This is a genomic window from Pseudomonas sp. GW101-3H06 (assembly GCF_059424605.1).
This window is the reverse complement of record NZ_JBWKZO010000001.1, coordinates 3,266,791-3,289,328: the sequence shown is the minus strand read 5'-3', so window position 1 is coordinate 3,289,328 and position 22,538 is coordinate 3,266,791. Positions and strand designations below refer to the sequence as shown.

19 protein-coding genes are annotated in these 22,538 nt (G+C 57.7%); 6 read left to right on the top strand and 13 right to left on the bottom strand.

Annotated features, from left to right (window positions below; genetic code table 11):
* Positions 1-4 precede the first annotated feature (4 nt).
* Positions 5-1,171 (bottom strand): ATP-NAD kinase family protein, encoded by a 1,167-nt coding sequence (locus tag AC07ZE_RS15000; RefSeq protein WP_207265498.1) that lies wholly within the window; start codon positions 1,169-1,171, stop codon positions 5-7.
* Positions 1,172-1,331: 160 nt separating this feature from the next.
* Between AC07ZE_RS15000 and AC07ZE_RS14995 the strand changes: the two genes are divergently transcribed.
* A complete protein-coding gene (locus AC07ZE_RS14995; RefSeq protein WP_207265497.1) occupies positions 1,332-1,937 on the top strand; it encodes a TetR/AcrR family transcriptional regulator in 606 nt (201 codons plus the stop codon).
* 26 nt (positions 1,938-1,963) lie between these two features.
* Here the strand turns inward: AC07ZE_RS14995 and AC07ZE_RS14990 are convergent, their stop codons facing one another.
* The 6 genes from AC07ZE_RS14990 to AC07ZE_RS14965 all read right to left on the bottom strand — a co-directional run bounded on the left by AC07ZE_RS14990 (position 1,964) and on the right by AC07ZE_RS14965 (position 10,138).
* Positions 1,964-2,728 carry a cytochrome c oxidase assembly protein gene (locus AC07ZE_RS14990; protein WP_207265496.1) on the bottom strand — a complete coding sequence of 255 codons (765 nt, stop codon included), beginning with the start codon at positions 2,726-2,728 and terminating at the stop codon, positions 1,964-1,966.
* A gap of 57 nt (positions 2,729-2,785) precedes the next feature.
* Positions 2,786-4,762, bottom strand: a complete 1,977-nt coding sequence (locus tag AC07ZE_RS14985; RefSeq protein WP_207265495.1) for a primary-amine oxidase — start codon at positions 4,760-4,762, stop codon at positions 2,786-2,788.
* An 89-nt stretch (positions 4,763-4,851) separates the two neighbouring features.
* Positions 4,852-6,264: an APC family permease gene (locus AC07ZE_RS14980; RefSeq protein ID WP_259331955.1), complete on the bottom strand. Its 1,413-nt coding sequence runs from the start codon at positions 6,262-6,264 to the stop codon at positions 4,852-4,854.
* Between the two features lie 79 nt (positions 6,265-6,343).
* Positions 6,344-7,138, bottom strand: a complete 795-nt coding sequence (ucpA, locus tag AC07ZE_RS14975) for an SDR family oxidoreductase UcpA (protein ID WP_207265494.1) — start codon at positions 7,136-7,138, stop codon at positions 6,344-6,346.
* Positions 7,139-7,215: 77 nt separating this feature from the next.
* A complete protein-coding gene (locus tag AC07ZE_RS14970) occupies positions 7,216-8,214 on the bottom strand; it encodes a helix-turn-helix domain-containing protein (protein ID WP_207265493.1) in 999 nt (332 codons plus the stop codon).
* 280 nt (positions 8,215-8,494) lie between these two features.
* Complete coding sequence (locus tag AC07ZE_RS14965; RefSeq protein ID WP_207265492.1) at positions 8,495-10,138, bottom strand: acetolactate synthase large subunit; 1,644 nt, start codon at positions 10,136-10,138, stop codon at positions 8,495-8,497.
* A 262-nt stretch (positions 10,139-10,400) separates the two neighbouring features.
* Here AC07ZE_RS14965 and AC07ZE_RS14960 point away from each other — a divergent pair, with 262 nt between their 5' ends.
* Positions 10,401-11,267: a patatin-like phospholipase family protein gene (locus AC07ZE_RS14960; protein WP_207265491.1), complete on the top strand. Its 867-nt coding sequence runs from the start codon at positions 10,401-10,403 to the stop codon at positions 11,265-11,267.
* Between the two features lie 54 nt (positions 11,268-11,321).
* Here AC07ZE_RS14960 and AC07ZE_RS14955 read toward each other — a convergent pair whose 3' ends face one another.
* Genes AC07ZE_RS14955 through AC07ZE_RS14930 form a run of 6 tightly spaced genes read right to left on the bottom strand, consistent with a single transcriptional unit; the run spans position 11,322 to position 17,243 of the window.
* A complete protein-coding gene (locus AC07ZE_RS14955) occupies positions 11,322-12,653 on the bottom strand; it encodes an LLM class flavin-dependent oxidoreductase (protein WP_207265490.1) in 1,332 nt (443 codons plus the stop codon).
* A gap of 50 nt (positions 12,654-12,703) precedes the next feature.
* On the bottom strand, positions 12,704-13,468 hold the full coding sequence (locus AC07ZE_RS14950) for an ABC transporter ATP-binding protein (protein WP_207265489.1): 765 nt from the start codon (positions 13,466-13,468) through the stop codon (positions 12,704-12,706).
* A gap of 25 nt (positions 13,469-13,493) precedes the next feature.
* Complete coding sequence (locus AC07ZE_RS14945) at positions 13,494-14,279, bottom strand: ABC transporter permease (protein WP_207265488.1); 786 nt, start codon at positions 14,277-14,279, stop codon at positions 13,494-13,496.
* Positions 14,276-15,181: an ABC transporter permease gene (locus AC07ZE_RS14940; RefSeq protein WP_207265487.1), complete on the bottom strand. Its 906-nt coding sequence runs from the start codon at positions 15,179-15,181 to the stop codon at positions 14,276-14,278. The genes AC07ZE_RS14945 and AC07ZE_RS14940 overlap by 4 nt, the downstream gene beginning before the upstream one ends.
* 4 nt (positions 15,182-15,185) lie before the next feature.
* Positions 15,186-16,295 carry an ABC transporter substrate-binding protein gene (locus tag AC07ZE_RS14935; protein ID WP_207265486.1) on the bottom strand — a complete coding sequence of 370 codons (1,110 nt, stop codon included), beginning with the start codon at positions 16,293-16,295 and terminating at the stop codon, positions 15,186-15,188.
* A gap of 36 nt (positions 16,296-16,331) precedes the next feature.
* Entirely contained in the window at positions 16,332-17,243 is a 912-nt protein-coding gene (locus tag AC07ZE_RS14930; protein WP_207265485.1) for a TauD/TfdA dioxygenase family protein, read from the bottom strand.
* A 413-nt stretch (positions 17,244-17,656) separates the two neighbouring features.
* On the opposite strand from AC07ZE_RS14930, the gene gfa reads away from it, so the two are divergent.
* From gfa to AC07ZE_RS14910, 4 genes are all read left to right on the top strand, one after another.
* Positions 17,657-18,235 (top strand): S-(hydroxymethyl)glutathione synthase, encoded by a 579-nt coding sequence (gene gfa, locus AC07ZE_RS14925; protein WP_207265484.1) that lies wholly within the window; start codon positions 17,657-17,659, stop codon positions 18,233-18,235.
* Between the two features lie 290 nt (positions 18,236-18,525).
* Positions 18,526-19,824: a sialidase family protein gene (locus AC07ZE_RS14920; RefSeq protein ID WP_207265483.1), complete on the top strand. Its 1,299-nt coding sequence runs from the start codon at positions 18,526-18,528 to the stop codon at positions 19,822-19,824.
* Positions 19,821-20,435: a hypothetical protein gene (locus AC07ZE_RS14915; protein WP_207265482.1), complete on the top strand. Its 615-nt coding sequence runs from the start codon at positions 19,821-19,823 to the stop codon at positions 20,433-20,435. Before AC07ZE_RS14920 ends, AC07ZE_RS14915 begins: the two co-directional genes overlap by 4 nt.
* 33 nt (positions 20,436-20,468) lie before the next feature.
* Positions 20,469-22,505 carry an LTA synthase family protein gene (locus AC07ZE_RS14910; protein WP_207265481.1) on the top strand — a complete coding sequence of 679 codons (2,037 nt, stop codon included), beginning with the start codon at positions 20,469-20,471 and terminating at the stop codon, positions 22,503-22,505.
* Positions 22,506-22,538 lie beyond the last annotated feature (33 nt).

Here is a 22,538-nt window from a genome sequence, read left to right as displayed (position 1 = left end):
ATGATCAGGATCGAACCCTGAAAAAGACGGACCGGTCAGGTCCTGTGTGCACACGTATGTGGCCGTTGAGCATGGCGTCGACATCGGCGTCACCGGTATCGACGCGCAGGCAGCCGGCATCGAGGGAGATGAGCTTGTCCATCGAGGTGATCACGATGATGTGTTCGCGCCCTACCCGGCGGATGACCTCGGCGCTGATCTGCTGATTGCCACGGCCGAACAAGCTGCCGTGACCGCCCAGAACGCCGACGATGATGCGGGTCTCGTGCCCCTCCATCAGGCGGATCAACTGGTGTTCATTGAGATCGGAGCCAACCAGCGCGCCGTCCATGACCACATCTACGCCCAGCAGCGTCGAAGGAAGGCCGAGTTCTGTCATGACGCGCCGTGTCGTGGTACCCGGGCCCACCAGGTACAGGCAGCCAGGTTTCATCTGCCTGACAACCTGCCGGGACACGGCGTCGAGCGCCATGTTTTCATTGGCAACGGAACCCGCCTTGGCGTTTTGCGTCAGGTGGCGCTCATGCGGGCTGCGGGCGTAGCCATAAAGTCGCGCCGACACCTGATCGCTGCGCGTTGCAGCCTCATCGATGTCCATGACCTCGGCTTCGCGAAAGCGCACCGAGGGTTCTGCGGCAACGAACCGTGCCGCAAGACTTCCTGCATTCTGCGCATTGGTACCGAACACGGCGGAGTACATTTTCACGCCCGCCGGAATACCCAGGATAGGCACGCGATCGCCGACCACTTCCAGCACATCCCGCGCGGTGCCATCGCCCCCTGCGAAAAGGAGCAGGTCGACCGAGGCGTACGCCATGACGAGCGCGGCATTTCGCGTGTCATCGGGCCGGCTCGATCCGGGAGTTGACGTGTAGACGACCATCGGGTCGAGACCTGCAGCGCGCGCCACATCCTCCCCTAAGTCCCCAGAGCCGGTCATCAGTCGAAACGGCGTCGTCGAAGCAGCCAGACGCTTGAGCGCGAGCAGAGCCCGATCGCTTGAGACGGGTTGTGCACCACGACGCTTTGCTTCCTGCAGAACCTCGGCACCATCAGTGCCTTTCAAACCCACACGCCCGCCCATCCCGGCGATAGGGTTGACGATAAATCCAAGGGTTTTCACCTGACCTGCGTGGTGGAGTGAAATATCGGAATCGCGCTGTTCACGCATTGCTCGGTATCCTGTGCTCAATGGCGAGGCTCCAGAGCCTGAGAGCACACTGCTCAGGCTCATTGCATACGCCCCGTATGTCAGACACAATACGACATACGCAAGGTATGTCAACTGACATACGTTGCGAATGTTAAATTCTTGATAAGGAACACGATCGATGGCGCAGAAGCGTGCGGACATGATTGCGGAGACTCGCGGCAAACTGATCAAGGCTGCACGAGACGCGTTTGCCGCGAAGGGTTATGCAGAAAGCTCGATGGATGATTTCACCGCTCAAGCGGGCCTGACCCGTGGTGCGCTGTACCACCACTTTGGCGACAAAAAAGGATTGCTACAGGCCGTCATCGCCCAGATCGACGGAGAAATGATGGAGCGCCTATCGGTCATCATTGAAGAGGCGAGTACGACCTGGGACGGCTTTATCGATGAATCCATCGCCTACATCAAGATGTCCCTGGAGCCGGAAATTCAACGCATCGTGTTCCTCGACGGGCCGGCGGTGCTGGGCGACCCTTCGCAGTGGCCAAGCCAGAATGCTTGCATCCGCAGCACCCAACGCAGCCTTCAAAAGCTGATGGATGAAGGGACCATCCGGGTGGTCGACGCCGAGGCAACAGCGCGTCTGATCATGGGTGCCCTGCTCGGCGCTTCCTTGTGGATTGCGCATGCGCAGGATCCACAAACCGCCTCTGAGAAAGCTGGCGAGAGTTTCATCGCATTGGCTTGCGGATTGCTGCAGCCCGGCAAGTCGGTGAATCAGTAACAAGCAGGCAATTGGGGCGGGACCGGCTAAATGCACGATGGTGCCGCCTCATGCCCAGGCAAACTCGGCCCACCGGCCTGGATCATCGGTCGAGGTTTTCGATGCAAAACGCGATCGACCCACAGCAGTAGCAACGCCGACAGGCAAATCAGCGCGCCACCCAAAAGCTGGTCCAGTTGCGCGCTGATAGCCCCGGCACCGTGCATGCGCGTCATCGAGTGACCGTGCATGGGATACAGCACAGGGCCGAACAGCAGCACCCCACCCACCAGCACCTGCGGTAACGCTACCGCCAGACTGAAGCACCACTGCTGGCGCAATGGCACGTCTGCGCACTGGCAATAACGACCCATCACCCGGCATAACCAAAGGCCGCTCAACGCCATGGCCCATTTCATCAGCGCATACAACGCAGCATCGTCCATCAGTCTTTGATGCAGTTGCGGCAGCATCCATACGCCGCTCATTGCACCGAAGGCTACCACCACCCAAACGCGAACAGCCCTCCCTTCTGCCCTGGAGCCTGTACCGGCAGGCGACTTCCGGGCTGCGGCAAACAGCAAGAGGATGGGTGCCAGGTGGTGAATCAAAGCGCTTTGCAGGCAGTGCAGCCAGACACTGTGGCGCGCAGCTGCATCCAGCGCAGGCTGCAGGCCAAGCAAAAACACCAGCGCCGCACCGCCCAGCAACAGTGGTTGACGCTTCCAACCTTTGGGTCCCCCGCTCGACCAGCAAACAAACACGGCAATCACGAGCAACTCCAGCCAAACCCAGCTCGATAATCCAGACATGACGACCCCCCTGACCCAAACGCCTGAGCGCTTGGGTGTCAGTTGATTACGGTTTGATCAGGCGTTGTGTTTGCAGCAATTGGCCGGCTGGCCGTCCTGGACACTGGCGTGGTCCCTGCTCGCCGGCAAATCCATGGCCGGGTTGCCGTTGAAGAAGTTATTGGGCTTGAGCTTGAAACCCACGTATTCCACTGGCATCACCGGAAAATCCTCCGGCTTGCAGATGTGGGTGTGGCCGAAGGTATGCCAGACCACCAGATCCCGGTTCTGGATCTCTCGATTGTTTCGCGTGTAGACCGGCAGGCCGTCCCCCCGATGCTGGTTGGGGTAATCGCCAGACCCGTAGCGCTCGCCGGGTACGTAAGGGGTCACCCACAGATGCTGGGTGGCAAACCCGGCGCGTCGGCCAAATGAACTGTCCGCCTGGGCGAGCATGACCGGATTGTGTTCGGCCATCAGCTTGTAGCCGGGATGATTGCCGACGGCGTTCTTGACGTTCGGATTGATGATCTTCCAGTAGCGCCCCGTCTGGCCATTGGCTTGCCGTGCCGCATCCAGTTCATGGGTAAACGTGGTCGTCACACTGTCGAAAACGTTCCCCCAGGTATTACCCTCGCCTTGCGGGCGCGACTGGAAATTGGTCTCGGTCACGGAGTTGTGCTCGCCGTCCACCATCATGTGCAAGCGCGCACTGAAAAAATGCTGGTGGGTCGGACCATAGAACTCGGGGGTGACCATGCCTCCGCCACTGGTTGGGCGAAGCCCGGGGGCCAAAGCGGCGGTCTGGATGATCCCGGTCAGTTTGGCCTCGAGTTGAATCGTGCCGTCCTGATAGAGGTACCAGAAAAAGCCATAATCGTAGTTGGCCACGGTGCAGAAGAAGCTGATCACCAGGCGCCGGGAACGACGCATTTCAAACACGCCCGTGCGGAATTCATAGTGTTTCCACAGCGTGCCGTAATCTTCCTCGTGCATGCAGATGGCGTTCTTCATGACAAAGGGTTCGCCCTGATCATTGACCGAGGGCACATCGAAATAGCGAATGGCGCCCAGGCAATCACAGCCCAGTTCCAGTTGATTGGCCAGGCGACCGAGCCCGTATTCGCCACCGTCGAAAGCACATTTCCAGTAATGGTTCAGCTCGTTGTCCGAGTAGGGAACGCCCATGTCGGTGACACTGGCGCGATACATGATTGGCCGGACGACACCGCCGTCCTTGTAGCCCAGTTGATGCAGGACCAAGCCTTCACGAGGCGTGAAGCCGACGCGAAATTCCCAGTTCTGCCAACTCACCTTCCAGTCATCCACCGTAAAGCTCACGCCTTCAGGCTGCGTGATGTGCAGCGGCTTGAGCCCCTCGCGTGGCTGGCCCAGGGACGCTGAATCGTAGTTGATCGTTGCCTTGGGAATCGGTGTCAGACGGCCGTCATCCAACAGCTCAATCACCTCCCCTTTATTGAGATCGATGATTGCGACCAGCCCTTCGATCGGGTGGGCGTAGCCATTGTCAGTCAACTTGTCGCGGTAAAAAGCGACGCCGCGCATCAGCCGCTTGCCCCGATAACGCTCGTCATCGCCGAAGTTCCCAAATGACCAGGGATCAATCTGTACGTTTTCGATATCGGCATCAGTGAGGCCGCGACGCTTTACAGCTGCGCGCCAGGCAGGGTCGTTTTGCACGGCTTCTACACACAAATCGAATTCTTCAATCATGATCGGTGCATGCCCCTGGGTTTCGATGTCCAGTGGCCGCCAATGAATAAGCGTCTGGCTGTTTAAATCGACCAGCGCTTCGAAGGTGTTACCGGTCAGCTTATCCAGCACTAACGCAAATGCCCGCCGAGAAAATGCGCGACCGGGAACATGGGCCAGCACTTCGTGCTTATCCGGCTCGGCGAGATGCAAATAAGGGAAGCGGCATTTATCGTGAAGGTTTTTTTCTCGCTTGAGGATGCGACTTGCCAAGGCAAGTTCCTGTAGCGAAAGTGGGTCAAGCGGGTGGGACGCGGTCGTTACTTTGAGAGTTACGTTCATGCTTCGTAAACTTCCAGTTGAATGGACTTTTGGGGTGTAAGGCAGTCAGAGCAAGAAGAAACGCAGTGCCACAGCGTCTAGTTGGCTGTTCAATCAATTTTTTTTGTTCGACCTTTAATGACACCGTACAAAAACAGCACGACAAAAAGTAATGGCGTTCCATTCACCCAGGCCGATTCACTTCCAGTCAACAGCCCGTAGTTCTCATAGATCAGATAAACAGCCAGACTAAGCCCTGCCAACGCCAAAAGTGGGCTGATCAGGACCTTGAGATACCGGCGATCATTGATCTTTTTAAAATGGGCAATGACCGCCAGCGAAATAAACGCCTGTAACCCAATCAGCCCAAGCGTCGATAACGCCAGGGTGACCGGGAAGAGGAAAACAAAAGCGTCATAACCCAGCGAAGTAGGTAAGGCGATGCATATTGCAACCAACACCGTCACCAAAAGACTCGCATTGGCTGGGGAGTTCCGTCGCGGATGAATATTCGATAGAACACTCGGCAAGTGTTTATCCTTGGCAAGGACATGAACGTAACGAGTTGCAGCATTGTGAAGTGACAACAGGCACGCAAAATTACTGGTGCACAACATGACTGAAACAATGGTCGCGGTTGTTCCGCCCAGGCGTGTCGCGAATAAATTGATGATCAGCTCACCTTGAGACGTTGCCGCTTCGCCCTTGATCGCTTCAACCCCGATGCCGCCGACGATCAACCAGATAATGACAAAGTAAGCGACGGCCACCAGTGCCACGGCCAGGCGAGTGGCACCGGGGATGGATTTTTCCGGTCGCTTGGCTTCCATCGCATAGAGGGCCGCGGACTCGACGCCGAGGAACGCTGCCAACGCGACCATCAGTCCAACACCCAACCCCGGCGACGTTATCGCTTCTATCGATACAGCCTGAACAGGAAAAGCGGCGATGCCTTTATCCATGAAGATGGATATGCCCAGTAAAAACAGCATGAAGAACTCTGCCAGTACCAATGGCACCAGAATCCTGGCGGCAAAATCAATATTCGCCCGGCCCAGATAAGAGGTCAGCGCCATGAACAATACAGTCCACGATGTCCAGCCAATATCCACGCCAAATGTTTGCAGGGTCAAATGGGTGTAGTAGCCCGACACAATCGCCAAGGCGATAGTGATTGCCACGTAAGAGGCCAGTGCTACCCATGCTGCGCCAGTACCGACTCTTGCGCCGAAAACCACCGTAAGATATTTGTAAAACGCTCCTGCACCGGGGATCGCCCGAATCAACTCGCCATAACCTGCCGAAAAACAAACCATCAGAAATCCGGCAATCAGGAACGTCCCGGCAAGCCCGGGGCCGTTGCCAAGCTGGAAACCAATGGGGGCAGCTGTGAGAACGGCACCTAAAGGCGCTGCGGCGGCAATGACCAATAGTGCAATCTGATAAGTACCCAGGTTGCCTTTCAACTTTTCGCCCGTTCGAGGCGCGTCTTCACGCAGGGACTCGGTTAGCTCTGTCATCATGAATGCTCCACTCTTTTGTTTTTATGGATCACGGAAACGGGTCGATGCAGCAGCGTCCTTGCCGAGAAATGGATGCCTGTTACATCCCAATGCTGACTGTTTCGGGAATAGTGCTGGCGCCATCGATCACGATTTGCGCACCATTGATATAACTGGACTCTTCACAAGCGAGGAAAGCCGACAACTCACCGACTTCATCGGGCCTGCCCAGGCGTTTCATTGGAATGGCCGTGGCCAGTTCATCCAGAACCGACTTCGGATCATTCGGGTTGACTTGCCTGGCGACCTGTTCAGCCATCGGCGTCCATATAAAGCCCGGGCAGATGGCATTGACCCGAATGTTATGGGGTGCCATTTCAACCGCCAGGGCCTTGGTGAAGCCGATCAAGGCGGACTTGGACAGCGCATAGGCCACTTCGCCCGGATCAGCGGTCATGTCACCGGTGACGGACGACATGACCACAACCGCCCCTCCACCGGATTCGATCATGTGCGGCAGCACTGCTCGCGCGGTATGCCACGCACCTTTGACATTGACGTTGATATGCAGATCCAGATCCGCGTCGCTGGAGTCGAGAAACCTGGCGAGACGACAAACGCCGGCATTGCATACCAGTGCATTCAACTTGCCGAACCGCTTCATGCCTTTTTCGGCAATCAACCGCATGGCGTGCGGATCGGTGACATCACCTATTTGCGCAAGCACTTCCACGCCATATTTTTCTTGAATATCTGCTGCAACTTCATTGATTGATTCATCGAGATCAACCAGGATCAAGTTGGCGCCGTACTTCGCATAAATAGTGGCGTGAGATTTACCCATACCTTTCGAAGCGCCCGTAATCAAGGCCACTTTTCCGTTTAACTTGCTCATGAGCTCCTCCACTTATCAGACAAAACAATCCCGTCATGCCTGGAGAATGACCAGGCATGTTGTTTACACGTTACTTATTAGGTGTTCGTTGTATTACGGTAGGTTTTCAGTGTTTCTGAAGGCCGCTCACCAAACAGCTCTTTGTAATAGGTGCTGAACATGCCCATGTGCCAGAAGCCCCACTTGGCTGCCACCTCACTGATCAGCGTCGACTGATCGCTTGAGATGAGCGCTGCCCTGACACCGTTCAACCGTATGTAGCGCAGATAAGTCACGGGGCTGATACCCAAAACTTTATTAAATGCATAATGCAACGAGCGGTGACTGGTTCGCAGCCCTTCGCATAAATCGGTCACCGTTAAAGCTTCACTTTTTCTCGACAGAATATAGTCGCGCGCACTGTCTACAACATGGCGATGGATGAATTGGTCTGCATGGGACTTCTTCGACACTGGCAGGTCGGCTGTCATGCCGAGAAGGAGCTGCATGATGTCGAAAGTCAGCTGTTTTTTGGCTGAGTCTGATTCGAGAATTAGAGGATTGGCCTCGACCGCCCGAAAAAAACTATCGAATCCATTTCTGAAAGCGGCGCACTTCTGTGGCGCAAGCGAACTGACCTCTTTGGTAAAAGCGATGACATTTTTTTCGTCAAATTCGTCATCCGGCGAATATTTTCTGAACGCTTCAATATCGACGCAGGCGCCGTAAATATCGGAGTAGCCCGGCGTCTTGAATTTGAGTTCGGAATCCGGGCGCAAAAAGAACACTGAATCAATGCAATCAAGCTCTTTGCCACACCAATAACCATGGCCACGCAGCGAAACGGGAATGCCCAAGGCAAATTTGCCAGGAAGCGTCTGCCCATGCTGATCCACCGCCTGGTTCATCACCTCGCGGAAAATCTGCACCCCGCCAACGGAAATTTCAGTGACCGAACCCGCGAATGGCCCTGGGCTTATCTGCAGATACTCTTGCTGCCACTGCGATAACGAGTTCGCCAACACGTTGGCGTCGGTGACTGCAACGCTCTGTAGACCTGCTGGGTGAGATTTTTGCTGGATCGGTTGTGATCTCATGGCATATCTCCTGGACGCATCAGTGTTCTTTTTATTATTCGAATGGCGGTTTTACCGTCTATCGAGCCTGTGCCTCGCGTCCTATGCTCAATGGCTACAGTTCAAATTTACACGATGCTTATGGCGCCGGGGACAAGAGGCCTGAGATTGCGCATTTTTTTGATAGCCGCGTCATCCTGCAAACACATCGCTGAACAACAAGCCAATCAGTTGCTGACATCACTTGGTCGAGCGGTACGACGCAGCCGTACCGCTACTTTGCCTAACCAGCCTTGATGGATCAGACCAACGCGCTTCTTCGCTTGAGCTCAGTGTTGAGAATGAAATCATTCTCCGAATAGTCCACGGGGCAATCGATCACGTGCACGCCCGGTTCGCTGATGCAGCGTTGCAACAGAGGCAGGAATTCTTCGGCACTTTCCACCCGGTGTCCGTTGGCGCCATAGCTTTGCGCATACATGACGAAATCCGGATTGCCATAGTCCAGACCGAAATCGGTGAAGCCCATGTTCGACTGTTTCCAGCGGATCATGCCGTAGCCGTCGTCGCGCAGGATGATGACCGTCAGGTTCATCTTCAGGCGAACTGCGGTTTCCAGTTCCTGGCTGTTCATCATGAAACCACCGTCGCCGCACACGGCCACCACAGGGCGATCCGGGTAAACCAAATGCGAGGCCATGGCCGATGGCAGGCCTGCGCCCATGGTCGCCAGCGCGTTGTCCAGCAGCACGGTGTTGGGCTTGTGGGCCTTGTAGTTGCGCGCGAACCAGATCTTGTAGATACCGTTGTCCAGCGCGACGATGCCTTCGGATGGCAAGGCGCGACGCACATCAGCCACGAAGCGCTGAGGGTAGATCGGGAAGCGGTTGTCGTCCGCGCCCTCGATGATCTGGGCTTCGTTGGCTTCGCGGATCGCCAGCAGGCGGCTGAAGTCCCAATGTTTCTGGGTTTTCAGCGCCTCGCCGATCTGCCACACGGCGTTGGCGATGTCGCCCACCACTTCGATCTGCGGGAAGTAAACAGGATCGACTTCTGCAGAACGGAAGTTGACGTGGATCACTTCGGTTCCGCCACGGACCATGAAAAACGGCGGCTTCTCAATCACGTCGTGACCGATGTTGACGATCAGGTCGGCGGCCTCGACCGCGCGGTGGACGAAGTCGCCGGCAGAGAGCGCGGCGTTGCCGAGAAAGCGTGGGTGGCGTTCGTCCACCACGCCCTTGCCCATTTGCGTGGTGACAAACGGGATGCCGGTTTGGTCGATCAGTTGTTTGAGGACCTTGGCGGTCATTTTTCGATTGGCGCCGGCGCCGATCACCAGGATCGGGCTGCGGGCGGCCTTGAGTTTTTCGACGGCACCTTCGATGGACTTGTGCTCGGCCAGGGGGCGACGGACCAGACTCGGCGGGATCGGCATGCTTTCGGTCTGTTCGGCGGCAATGTCTTCAGGCAATTCCAGGTGCACGGCCCCGGGCTTTTCTTCTTCAGCCAGGCGAAAGGCTTCGCGTACGCGCGAAGGAATGTTGTCGGCAGACGCCAACTGATGGGTGTACTTGGTCAGCGGCTGCATCATGCCGACGACGTCCAGGATCTGGAAACGGCCCTGCTTGGACTTCTTGATCGGTTTCTGCCCCGTGATCATCAGCATCGGCATGCCACCGAGGTAGGCGTAGGCACCGGCCGTGACCAGGTTGGTCGCGCCGGGGCCGAGCGTCGACAGGCTGACGCCGGTCTTGCCCGTGAGCCGGCCGTAGGTGGCGGCCATGAAACCGGCGGACTGCTCGTGGCGGGTCAGTACCAGCTTGATGGTTGATTTGCGCAGGGACTCCAGCAAGTCCAGGTTTTCCTCGCCAGGAATGCCGAATACGAACTCCACGCCCTCGTTTTCCAGGCATTGCACAACGACATCTGCGGCCTTGGCCATTTCTCTTCCTCGATATCTGTGGGCGCTCACGCGCGTTGACGATGTTCGATCAAGTGGCAAGCCTGACTGCGCCGGCCGCTACCTGCCCCTGAGGCTGACGCACGCCTGCCGTCGCATCCAATTCCTTTTCGAAATAAGGATCCCCTGCCCCTGCGGTCGATTCAGCACCTCAAAGCTGCTTATGCTTTGGGCGCCCCCCCGAAAACAGCGCTGATCGGTCAACTACACTGACTCGACACACGGCGGCACAGAGATTTCGGGCATGGCTTCCAAAACTGCAATCGTATTCGCTGGCGGTGGCAGCCTGGGAGCGGTCCAGGTTGGCATGTTGCGGGCGCTGGTCGAGGCCAATGTTCGATTCGACTTGGTAGTGGGTGCTTCGGTGGGCGCCATTAACGGTGCCTACTTTGCTGCAAGACCTGATGCCGAAGGCGTCGAGGCGCTCGCCGGTTTCTGGCGCGGCTTGCGTAAAACGGACATCTTTCCCCTGTCCTGGCTCGATACCTGTAGAGGACTGATCAATCGGCGGGGTTTTCTGTTGCAGCCGCAAGCCTTGAACCGACTGCTGGGGCAAGCACTGCCGATCCACCGCATCGAGGACGCGATACTGCCCCTGCACATCGTCACCACGGACCTGCTCAGCGGTGCCGAAACCGTTCTGTCCACGGGTGAACTCAGGCAGGCGTTACTGGCCAGCGCAGCCATCCCGTTGGTGTTCCCCTGCGTACAAATTGCCGATCAGTTCCTGATTGACGGTGGCGTGGCCAGCAATACGCCAATTTCAACGGCCGTCGCCCTGGGCGCTACCAACGTCGTGGTCGTCCCCACAGGAATGAGTTGCGCACTGTCTCAACCGCCCCGAGGCTTGATCGCCCTGGCCCTGCATACCGTCAACCTGATGAGCATGCGTCAGTTGGTGAGCGACATCGAACACTTCCGCACCCTCACCAGCCTGCACATCGTCCCGCCCTTGTGCCCCGTGGATGTCTCGGTGTTCAACTTTGCCCAGACCGAGTCTCTGTTGCAGCGCGCTTATGAGCAGACCCTCAGGTGGCTGGACCGTGGAGGGTTGGAACGCACCAAGGTTCCGCATTCCCTGGTGACCCATTCACATGCCCATGAGCATTGAGGGCCCGCAGCCAGGCACGCCTCAATCGGCAGGCCTGGCCTCCTGGAAGGTCGCTCAGGCGGACTTCAGGGTAAAACGCGAAGCCGGGCGACTCAGGCCGTAGTGCTCGCGCAGCGTACTCCCCGCGTATTCATGACGGAACAGGCCGCGCTTGCGCAGGATCGGCAACACTTCATCGAGGAACACTTCAAAGCCCTCGGGGAACGCCGGCGGCATCACGTTGAAACCATCGGCGGCGCCACTGCGGAACCACTGCTCGATCAGGTCGGCGATTTGCACCGGCGTACCCACCGGCACCCAGTGCCCGCGCGCACCGGCCAGGCGATTGATCAGCTGGCGCAGCGTCGGTTTCTCGCGATCGACGATGTCGATGATCAGCTTGAAGCGGCTGGACTGGCTTTCGCTGCTGTCGAAGTTGATCAGGTGGCGCGGGAATGGCGCATCCAGATCCTGACCGGACAAGTCCACACCCAGCAGGCGGCGCAGCTGGCCCAGGGAGATGTGCGGCAGCACCAGTTCGTTGAGTTCGTCGAATTTACGCTGGGCCTCGGCTTCGGTGCTGCCAATGTACGGGCTGATGCCCGGGAGGATTTTCAGCTGGCGAGGGTCGCGCCCCACCGCCTTCGCCCGAGCGCGGATATCGTTGGCGAATTCGGTCGCGCTTTGCAGGGTCTGGTGCGCGGTGAAAATCGCTTCAGCATGCCTGGAGGCGAAATCACGGCCATCCTCGGAAGAGCCGGCCTGCACCTGCACCGGTCGCCCCTGAGGCGAGCGCGGCGAGTTGAACGGGCCTTTGACTCTGTAATGAGCGCCCACATGGTTGATCGTATGCACTTTGTCATTGTCGGCAAACACCCCGGAGGTTTTGTCCAGCACCAGCGCATCGTCCTCCCAGCTGTCCCACAGGTCGCCGACCACCTGCACGAATTCTTCGGCCTGGGCATAGCGATCATGGGCCGACGGGTGTTGGTCCAGGCCGAAATTGGCGGCTGCGGCGGCCATGGAAGTGGTGACGATGTTCCAGCCGGCGCGGCCCTTGCTGAGGTGGTCCAGCGCACTGAACGAACGGGCCAGATTGTAGGGCTCGCTGTAGGTCGTGCTGGCCGTGGCGATCAGGCCGATGCGTTGGGTCACCGCGGCAATCGCCGCCAACCAGGTGATGGGTTCGAAACGAATGCGCAAGCCTTCACGCCCGCTTTCGGCCAGAGACGGCGAATCAGCGAAGAAAATCGCATCCAGTTTTTCGTGTTCAGCGCGTAACGCCAGTTGCTGGTAATAACCGATATCCATGGAAGATTCCGGCGCCGATTGCGGGTGGCGCCAGGCGGCCTCGTGATGGCCGTTGGGGTAGATGAAGAGGTTCAGGTTGAGCTGGCGTTCGGACATTTTCCGCTCCTTGAAAATAAGTAAGTCTGAAAAATATGAGCCATTGAGGCTCAGTGCAGTTCGGCGAAATCGCTCAGCACATCGTCGCGCAGAGCGATGAAACGGCTGTCACTGCGGTTGCGCAAGCGCGGCAGATCGATGTCGACAATGCGCCGGATCCGGCCGGGATTGGGCTGCATCACCACCACGCGATCGCCCAGGAATACCGCCTCATCAACATCGTGGGTCACCAGGATCATGGTGATTTTTTCCTTGGCCCAGATGTTTTGCAGTTCGCCCTGCAGGCGTGCACGGGTCAAGGCGTCGAGGGCACCCAGCGGTTCATCCAGTAACAGGATGCTCGGGCGATTGACCAGGCCGCGGGCTATGGCCACGCGTTGCGCCATGCCGCCGGATAGCTGATGCGGGTAGGCGTCGGTAAAGTCTTGCAGACCGACCAGTTCGATGTGCTCGCGCACGGTCTTGCGTTTCTGTCCCGGGCTCAGGGGTGAATTCTTCAGGCCGACAGCAACGTTCTGCTCGACGTTGAGCCAGGGAAACAAACGGTGATCCTGAAACACGATGCCGCGCTCCAGGCCAGTGCCTTCGATGGGTTTTCCGTCCAGCAGGATGCGCCCGTCGTATTCTTCGTCCAGGCCGAGAATCAGTCGCAGCAGCGTGGATTTGCCGCAACCACTGGCGCCGACGATGCTGATGAACTCGCCAGGTGCAATGTCGAGATGGATGTTGTCGAGTACTTGCAATTGAGTCGAACTGCCCGGTCGGGAAGCGAATCGCTTGCTGATGTTTTGCAGGGTCAGGCTGTTGTTGAGCATGTTGCAATCCCTATGAAAGTGTCGATCAACGAGCAGCGATGCCATACAGGCGCTGCATCCGCCGCTCGAGTGTCCGGGCCAGGGCATTGAGCCCCCAACCCACCAGGCCGATAACCACCATCCCGAACAACACCAGGTCCATCATGAAATGTTCGCTGCCATCAATAAGCGTATTGCCGATCCCCTCCCCCGATACCAGCAGGTATTCGGCGCCGATGGTCGCCAGCCACGAATAGACCAGGGCCAGGTAAAGCCCTGTGAAAATCGACGGCAAGGCGGCGGGCAACATGACCCCGATGATGGTTTGCCAGCGGGTGAAGCCGTACACCCGCGCCACTTCCAACAGATTGGGCGGGACGTTGCGCAAACCGTCGCAGGTATTGACCACCACTGGCACCAGAGCCGCCAGTGACAAGAACACCACCTTGGCCACGTCGCCCAGGCCGAACCACACCGAGATCAAGGGGATCCAGGCGAACAAAGAGATTTGCTTGAAGGTATTGAAACTCGGACCGACAAGACGTTCGAAATGCCGCGACAGGCCCAACAGGCACCCCAGCATCAGGCCCAGTGTGGTGCCGATAAAAAAGCCGCTGAGGTTGCGCGCCAGGCTGGCGGAAATGGCCCGCCAGAATTTGCCCGAAGCAATTTGATCCCAGGCCGTCGCGGCGACTTTTTCCGGCGAAACGAGCAGGCCCGACTGGCTCCAGCCCTGGTTCGAAGCCAGCCACCACAGGGCGATGGCGGCAATTGGCAAGACCCAGCCGCGATATCTTCGACTGCCACGACCTACTGCAATGATCGCACTCATGACAAGCGCCCCCCGGCCGCTGGACGACCACGATTCAGGCGCCGCTCCACGTAATCGAAACCACGGTCTATCGCCAGACCGAGCGCCCCCACCACCACAACGGCCGCCATTACCAGGTCCAGTTGAAACAGCTGGCGCCCATAGACAATCAGGTAACCCAGCCCCTCACTCGAAGCCACCAATTCGACCACGACCAGCGATAACCAGGCTTTGGTGAAGCCCAGGCGCAATCCGGTGAACAGCGTCGGGATGGCGGCCGGCAAGATGATGGAGCTGACGCTTTGTCGACGGCTGAATCCGTAGGCCCGGCCGACTTCCAACAGTCCCTTGGGTGCCTGGTGGAAAGCCTGCAAGGTGCACAGGGTGATCGGCACCATGGCGGCCTTGGCAATCAACACATACTTGAGCGTCTCGCCGATGCCGAACAGCAGCAAGGCAAACGGCAACCAGCCAAGTACCGGGATCTGCACCAGTGCGTTGAAGGTCGGTAACAGATAATCCTCTACCGTCCTGAAAAGTCCCATGGCCAGCCCCAGCGCCATGCCGATGAACGCACCCAGGGTAAATCCGACGACAACCCGTTGCAGGCTGGCGGACGCGTTCAACCAGAGATCACCGCTGGTGACCAGGTCCGACAAGGTCTGATAAATGTAGGCCGGCGGTGGGAGCACCTGCTGAGAAAGCCATCCGCGTTCCACCCCCAGGTACCATAAGCCGAGCAACACCAGCGGCAACAGCCAGGGCAAAGCCTTGTCACCCAGACTCAACGTCCACCTGGACGTGCGAGGCACCTCAACCTTGCGAACCGGGCGGGTCGGTGACGGTGGCAAACGCTTGACGTTGTCGCTCGCGATGCCCGGTGCCGTGTACTGCTCGATCCTGACAGTCTGTGCCCTGGCCATTTGCCTAGCTCCCTTGCTTGCCGGTCGCGGCCGCCACTGCATTGCCGGCCGGCTGTTTGCCATCCGGGCCATAGGGCGTCCAGTAGTTTTCGAGGCCCTTGGTTTTAAGGGATTTTTGCAAATAGCGGGTCTCGAACCAGCCATCGATACTGACGGGGCGGCGGATGAGTTTTTCTTCCTTGGCTTGATCCGCCACGGCCTGATAGCGGCCAAGCAGGAAGTTGTCGACCAGAGGAGAGGCCCAGTCCCTGATGCTGACCCCGGTAAAGTCAGCGCGCAGTGACTCTGCGGGTTCATTACTCTTGGCCCATTCAGCGAAGACCGCATCACGATGGCTGTCCTCCGACGTCCATTTCGCTGCGTCCACTAGCGTATCGACGACCTTTTGCACGTTGTCCGGGTGTTCTTTTTCGTAGGTGCCGCGAACCACCAGGGCGGTCTGCCGTGTGTAGCGCACATCCTGAGTGGGGTTGTCGTAAATAATGTCGATCAAGCCTTTATCGCGCAGCTTGAACAGTTCGCGACCGCCGAATGCCGCATCTACTCCATTGGATACCAAGGCTGCCTGAGTGCTTCCGGTATCAAGGTTGATCACCTTGATATCGCGCTCGGTAAGACCATGCTCCGCCAACAGGTTGATCGTCACCAGATGGCCATTGGTTCCACGAAAGATCGCCACCTTTTTGCCCTTGAGATCCTCGATTCTTTTGAGATCGGACCCTTTGGGAACAGCCAGGTAAAGATTGGCACGTACGCCCAGTGCGGCCAGCAGCTTGGTGTCCAGTCCGTTGGAGCGCCCGACGACGGCGGGTAGATCGCCCTGGTAGGCGAAGTCGAGTTGCTGGTTTGAAAAGGCTTCGTTGACCGCGGGGCCGGCGCCCTTGAAGAAAAACCACTGCACCTCGGTCCCGGTTCCAGCGAAGGCTTTTTCCAGCAATTGTTGATTGCGCACGATGCCCAGGGGCGAACCACTGAACGTTACCGGGTCACCGCCGCCAGCCGTCGCCACACCGATGCGCAATACATCGGCCTGGGCCAACGGGATTGCAAAAACCGTGGCCAGTGCCGCAGCAATACTGCCCTTGAGAAACAGAGGGATACGTTTGAGTTCCATGTACAAGACTTCCTTGTGACAATGAGGGTCAACCTGTCAGGCGGCGAGGTGTTTTTTGTCGGCTTCGGTTTTCGGTGAGCGGGTATCCGGGCTTGGCTTGAGCGCCTGGCTCAGGCGACCATCCACCCCTACCGGTACATCACCGTCGATGGTGGTTCGGCGCACGATGCGCTGGGCATCGCCGTAGTCGTTGATCGCTATATGTTGCGTGGCACGGTTGTCCCAGATCACCACGTCGCCTTCTTGCCAGCGCCAGCGCACGGTGTTGTCGACATGGGTAATGCGGTCGTGGAACAGACGAATCAGTTGTTTCGAATCGTTATTGCTGACGCCTTGTATGTGTTTGACGAAGTGCCCCAACAACAAACTTCTTTCACCCGACTCCGGGTGCACCCGCACCAAAGGATGTTCGGTCTCGTAGACTTCGGCGGTAAATTGTTCGCGGTAGCGTTTTAAACCCGACTCATCGGTATTACGCGGCGCCGCATAGTCATATAAGTTGGTGTGTAAGGCGCGGAGACCATCTGCAAGTTGTTTCAATGGCTCGGGCAAGTCGGCGTAGGCCGCTGCGGTATTAGCCCACACCGTGTCGCCGCCATAAGGTGGAATAACCACACCGCGCAAGATGGATATTTTTGGATAATTGGCAACAAAGGTCACATCGGTATGCCAGGAATTGGCGCGGGTTTCCTTGGCGTCCAGATGCAGGATAGCGGCACTTTGCTCGGCGGAACGCACGGTCGGATGCGGTACCTGATCACCGAAGCGCCGGGAAAAAGCTTCGTGCTCAGCGTCGTCCAAGTGTTGGTCGCGAAAGAACAGGACTTTATATTTCAGAAGTGCCTGATTAATGAATTCGAATGTTTCATCACTGATGCTCCCACCCAGTTTTACGCCCTCCAGCTGCGCACCAATACGACCAGCGACGGGTTTGATTTGAATAGTCATCGAGTTACCTCCTGTCTCACGAGTTGTTGTGGACAGATCATAAAGACATAAAACACCCCATGACTAATCATCATTTCGTCTAAAGATATAAGTGCGCTCCGTATAACTAATTCATCGCGAACAACAGCAATGCGTTATAAGTCTGCGGTTATTAGCTCATAACTAATTTACCAACATACAAACGAAATAACGGAACAGGCGTACCCACTAACAACGGCCTGAAGGTAACCACTGTCATGGGATCTCCTTCACGCACCGCCCGCTGACCGATTGTCGAGATTCAGGCGTTCTGGAGTGACGTGGAATATTCTGGTGAGGCCCGTGAACATGAGCCGGTATCGGTTCGGATCAGCGACTGCCCTGGGTACACCGCCGGCTCTTTTTGTCTGACGCACTGAAAAGGAGAAGCCAGCATGAGCTCCCTGAAACTTCACCCTGCACTGGACAATGGCATCCAATCCGCTTCTGCCGATTTCACAGGTGGCACCCTGCAATGCCTGTGTGCAACCGATAAGGTCGAAGTCAGGATCGACGCGCAAACCATGTACAACCACGCGTGCGGCTGCAGCAAATGCTGGAAACCGCAAAATGCGTTATTCGCGGTCATTGCCGTGGTACCTCGCAATAAGGTCAGCGTCATTGCCCACGGCGAAAAACTGGCGATTGTCGACGAAGCCGCCACCGTTCAACGCCACGCGTGCAAGCAGTGCCACGCCCATCTCTTCGGACGTATCGAAAACAAGGATCATGCGTTTTATGGCCTGGACTTCATTCACACCGAACTCTCTCCCCAGAAGGGATGGTCTGCACCAGGTTTCGCGGCGTTCGTGTCCTCCTTGATCGAAACCGGTACGCCACCGGCCCAAATGAAAGCCATCCGTGAGCGCCTGCGCTCGATCGGCCTGGAGCCCTATGATTGCCTGTCCCCGGATCTGATGGACGCACTGGCGACACATGTCGCCAGACAGAAAGGTCTGCTCCCCGCCGCCTGATTGATCGGTCGCCGCGGTTTCCTGGCCCGGACCGCGGCACCGATTCACCGCCCATGACCAAAGGAACAGCAGGGTCACAGGTCGTCGAGACGAGGTTTTCGATCAACGGACGGGGCGCTCAATTATGCCGCATGTTATTGATATTAAAGAATTTATAACGCCAAACAGGGAGCTGATAACGATAAAAACACATTTGCTTACAAAGCACCAACTCGCTTAACACCGAGTTAGTAGCTACAAGTGATAGGTTACGCTGCCTTACCTGACCATGAGATGCACAGCCTTACATTATGCGCATCCACCTACCCAGCTTTCCTGTATTCGGGGCTTACCTTGCCCTTACTTGCCTGTTCGCGACCGCTTGGCTCACTCACCCCGCACCTGTGCACTCATCCTTTGCCCTGATGAGTCCGACCCGGGCCGTGGCTGATCAAGTCGCCAAACCCATTTACACCAGTCGATTTGCCTCATCCGGGCTGGTGGATTTCGTACATTCCTCGGCAGTCACCGCCTTGCCTGACGGCAGCCTCATGGCGGTCTGGTTCGCCGGCACACGCGAAGGCGCGGCCGACGTGCAGGTGCGCTCGGCCCGCTTCGACGCGAAATCCGGCGAATGGGGAGCGGAACAGGTTCTGGCGACTCGGGATTCAACCCAACAGGGCACTCGCAAATACATCCGCAAATTGGGCAACCCGGTCGTTGCGCTCGCACCGGACAACCGCCTCTGGTTGTTCTACGTGTCAGTGTCCATGGGCGGCTGGGCCGGCAGTGCGGTCAATGTGATGGTCTCCGACGACTATGGTCGCCAGTGGTCCGAACCACGCCAGTTGGTCACCTCCCCGTTTCTGAATATCAGCACCCTGGTACGTTCGGCCCCGGTGTTCCATGCCGACGGCTCCATCGGTTTGCCGGTCTACCACGAATTCCTGGGCAAGTTTTCCGAGTACCTGTACCTGAGCGCAGACGGTGAAGTGATCGATAAATACCGCATCAGCCGCGGCAATAACTCATTGCAACCCACGGTCGTCCCGCTGGATGGCCAGCGTGGGATCGCCTTGCTGCGCTATGCCGGCAACACCCACCACCGTGTCCTGGCGACCCGCACCGAAGACGCCGGGCAAACCTGGAGCGAACCTTATCCGCTCGACCCCTCCAATCCGAACTCCTCGTTGGCCGCCATCGCGACCCCCGAACATGGGTTGTTGGTGGCGCTCAATGATTTGCAGGAGGGGCGCTTCAAGCTGAGTCTTTATGGTACCGATGCAAAAATGGACGATTGGCGCTCGCTGCGCGACCTCGACAAGTCTCCTGATCCTGAAGGCGATACGTTTTCACCCGAGGCCTACAAGGAAATCATCGGTAGAGAATTTCGCGGATCCAGCGGTGCACTTCGCCAGCCGCTGGAGACCCAGTTCCTGAACAACCTCGACAACCGGGTCTGCAAGGCGCAAGGCTGCGTTTTCGAATATGAATACCCCTATTTCATTCGAAGTCCCGACGGTTTGTATCACTTGGTGTATTCCTGGAATAACACCTTCATCAAGCACGTCACCTTCAACGATGCGTGGCTGTCGGAGCGTGCCAAATGATCAACCTGTGGCAAGCCCATATCAGCTTCGCAATGATCGTCTTCCTGTTGCTGCCGTCCTTTGGCTTGAAGAGGACCGCCCGCATCGGGCTATTGTTCGCATTGCTGGCAATCAGCTTCATACCGCTGGATGGCCTGTCGTTGGCCGCGTACTTGCGCAGCCACATTGATGACCTTGCCGTCACGACCCTGGTTTTCATGGCGTGGGGCTGTTTGCGTCGACTGGATTTCCTGCCGGCTGCACAGCCAGGCACACCCACCGTACTGATTATCTTCGCCACCATGGCGCTGGTGCTCTATCCCGCAACGCTGGGGTTGACTTACCTGGACCCCTATCGGTTCGGTTTCAGTCCACGCCCGATGCTGATCTTCGTCGCTCTGCTCACGGCAGGCCTGTTTTATCTGCGCAGTTATTTGACCGTCGTGATGCTGGCCACTGCGACCCTGGCCTTCATCGGCGGAATAAAACCGTCGCATAACTACTGGGACTACCTGATTGATCCGCTGCTGGGCCTGTATTGCTGCACGGCATTGCTGATGCTTGCGGTGCGCTGGATGCACGGACGGCTGAACACGCAGCGTGACTCAGTGAAAGACTCCAGATCCGTTTGAGATTCAACGACACTTTTTAACAGGGGTACATGGATGCGTTGGCTGCAATCGAGACGTTTGCATTACTGGCTAGGCGCAACAGCGATTGCGTTCATGCTGTTTGCATTACTGCGGGTAGTGTTCTTTTTCGGCTTTTCCGGTTTCGACGCCAGCGCGTTGAGCGCAGAAGATGCCGTTCTGGAAACCCTGGGCATCGGCTTTCGCTTCGATCTGCGCCTGGCCATCCTGGTCATGCTGCCACTGGCGTTGCTGGCCTGGATTCCGCGCTGGAATCTGGTGAGTAGCCGCCTGCTTCGCCGATTGGGACGCGTGTATGTGTCGGCCGCCATCGGCGCCCTGCTCCTGATCTATATCGTCGATTTTGGCCATTACGCCTATCTGGGTGTGAGGATCAACGCCACCGTCTTGCGCTTCATCGAGGACGCGCAAATATCCCGTGACATGGTCTGGCAGACCTACCCGGTCATCTGGATTTCTCTGGGCTGGCTGGCGACGGTCGCATTGGTGACGCTGGTCCTGGTGCGCCTGGAACGCCTGACGCTGGACCGCGCCCGCAAAGCCATCCACCCGCTCTCTGTCACCTGGGGCAGCACGCTGATGGTCGTGTTGGTGCTGCTGGGTATCCTGGGGCGTGTCGAGAACATGAACCTTGAAAACCCTGTCCCGTTGCGCTGGAGTGATGCGTTCTTCTCCGGCAATAACCAGGTCGCGGCACTGGGCCTGAACCCGGTGATTTTCTTCTACGACACGGTCAAGGTCGGCCAGTCGCGCTATGACGAAGCGCAGGTACGTGAACACTATGCCGTGATCTCCAAATACCTGGGCGTCGACCAGCCCGACCCGCAAACCCTGAATTTCGTCCGTCACCAGGCACCACAGCCCTACAAGGTATCAAGTTCGCAGCCGCCGAACGTGATGTTTGTCATGCTTGAATCGTTGGGCACCAGTGCCGTCGGGGCCTACGGCAACCCACTCAATCCGACGCCCAATATCGACCGCCTGGCCACGCAGAGCTGGTTCTTCGAGCACTTCTATGTGCCGGTCACCGGGACCGCGAAAACCGTTTGGGCCAGCATCAGCGGGGTTCCGGACGTCACCCGCCAGGAAACCGCGACGCGTAATCCGTTGATCACCAAGCAGCACACACTGATCAATGCCTTTACCGATTACGAGAAGATCTACACCATCGGCGGCAACTCCGGTTGGGCCAACATGAACGCCTTGATCCGCCAAAGCATCGACGGGGTCCGCTTGTACGAAGAGCGGGACTGGCAATCCCCGGTGGTGGATGTCTGGGGAATTTCGGATCTGGATCTGTTCAAGGAAACCGACAGGATCCTGCAAGCCCTGCCCAAGGACAAACCGTTCTTTGCCTATGTGCAGACGGCCGGCAACCATCGTCCCTTCACGATTCCCAAGACCAATGACGGATTCGAGGTCAAGCACCCTACCCTGGCTGAAGTCCAGGCGGCGGGATCGCGCAGTGTCGAGCAGTACAACGCTGTGCGCCTGCTGGACTTCAACATCGGACGCCTGATGGAAATTGCCAAAGAAGGTGGCTGGTACGACAACACCATTTTCGTGCTGTTTGGCGACCATAACACCCGTATCGCCCAGATCCCTTTCCTGGCACCGGCCTATGAACAGCTGGGACTGGAAAGCAACGCGGTGCCAATGATTATCCACGCACCGGGCCTGCTCGGTACGCGCACCGTCAAGGAGGCCGTCGGCCTGGTGGACTTGCTGCCAACCGTGGCCGGCATGGCCGGCGTCGAGTTTCGCAACAGCGGCCTGGGACGTGATATCCAGCAACCTGCGCCCGAGGGTGAACGCGTAGTGCCACTGGTGCTGCGTGAAGGCACCTTCCCGTTGATTGCCGGTGTCACCCAGCACTACATGGTGCAGATGGAGCACGACGGCAGCTCGCCGACGCTGCACGACCTGGCCTCGCCGACACCGCTGGACAACGTGGCCCAGCAAAACCCGGAAGAGTTCAAGCGCCTGGTTGAACTGACTCGCGGCATGCACGAAACGTCGAGATTGATGCTGTACCAGAACGTACGCAAGTAACCCTGTCGGGGCCGGACGACCGTACCGGCCCCG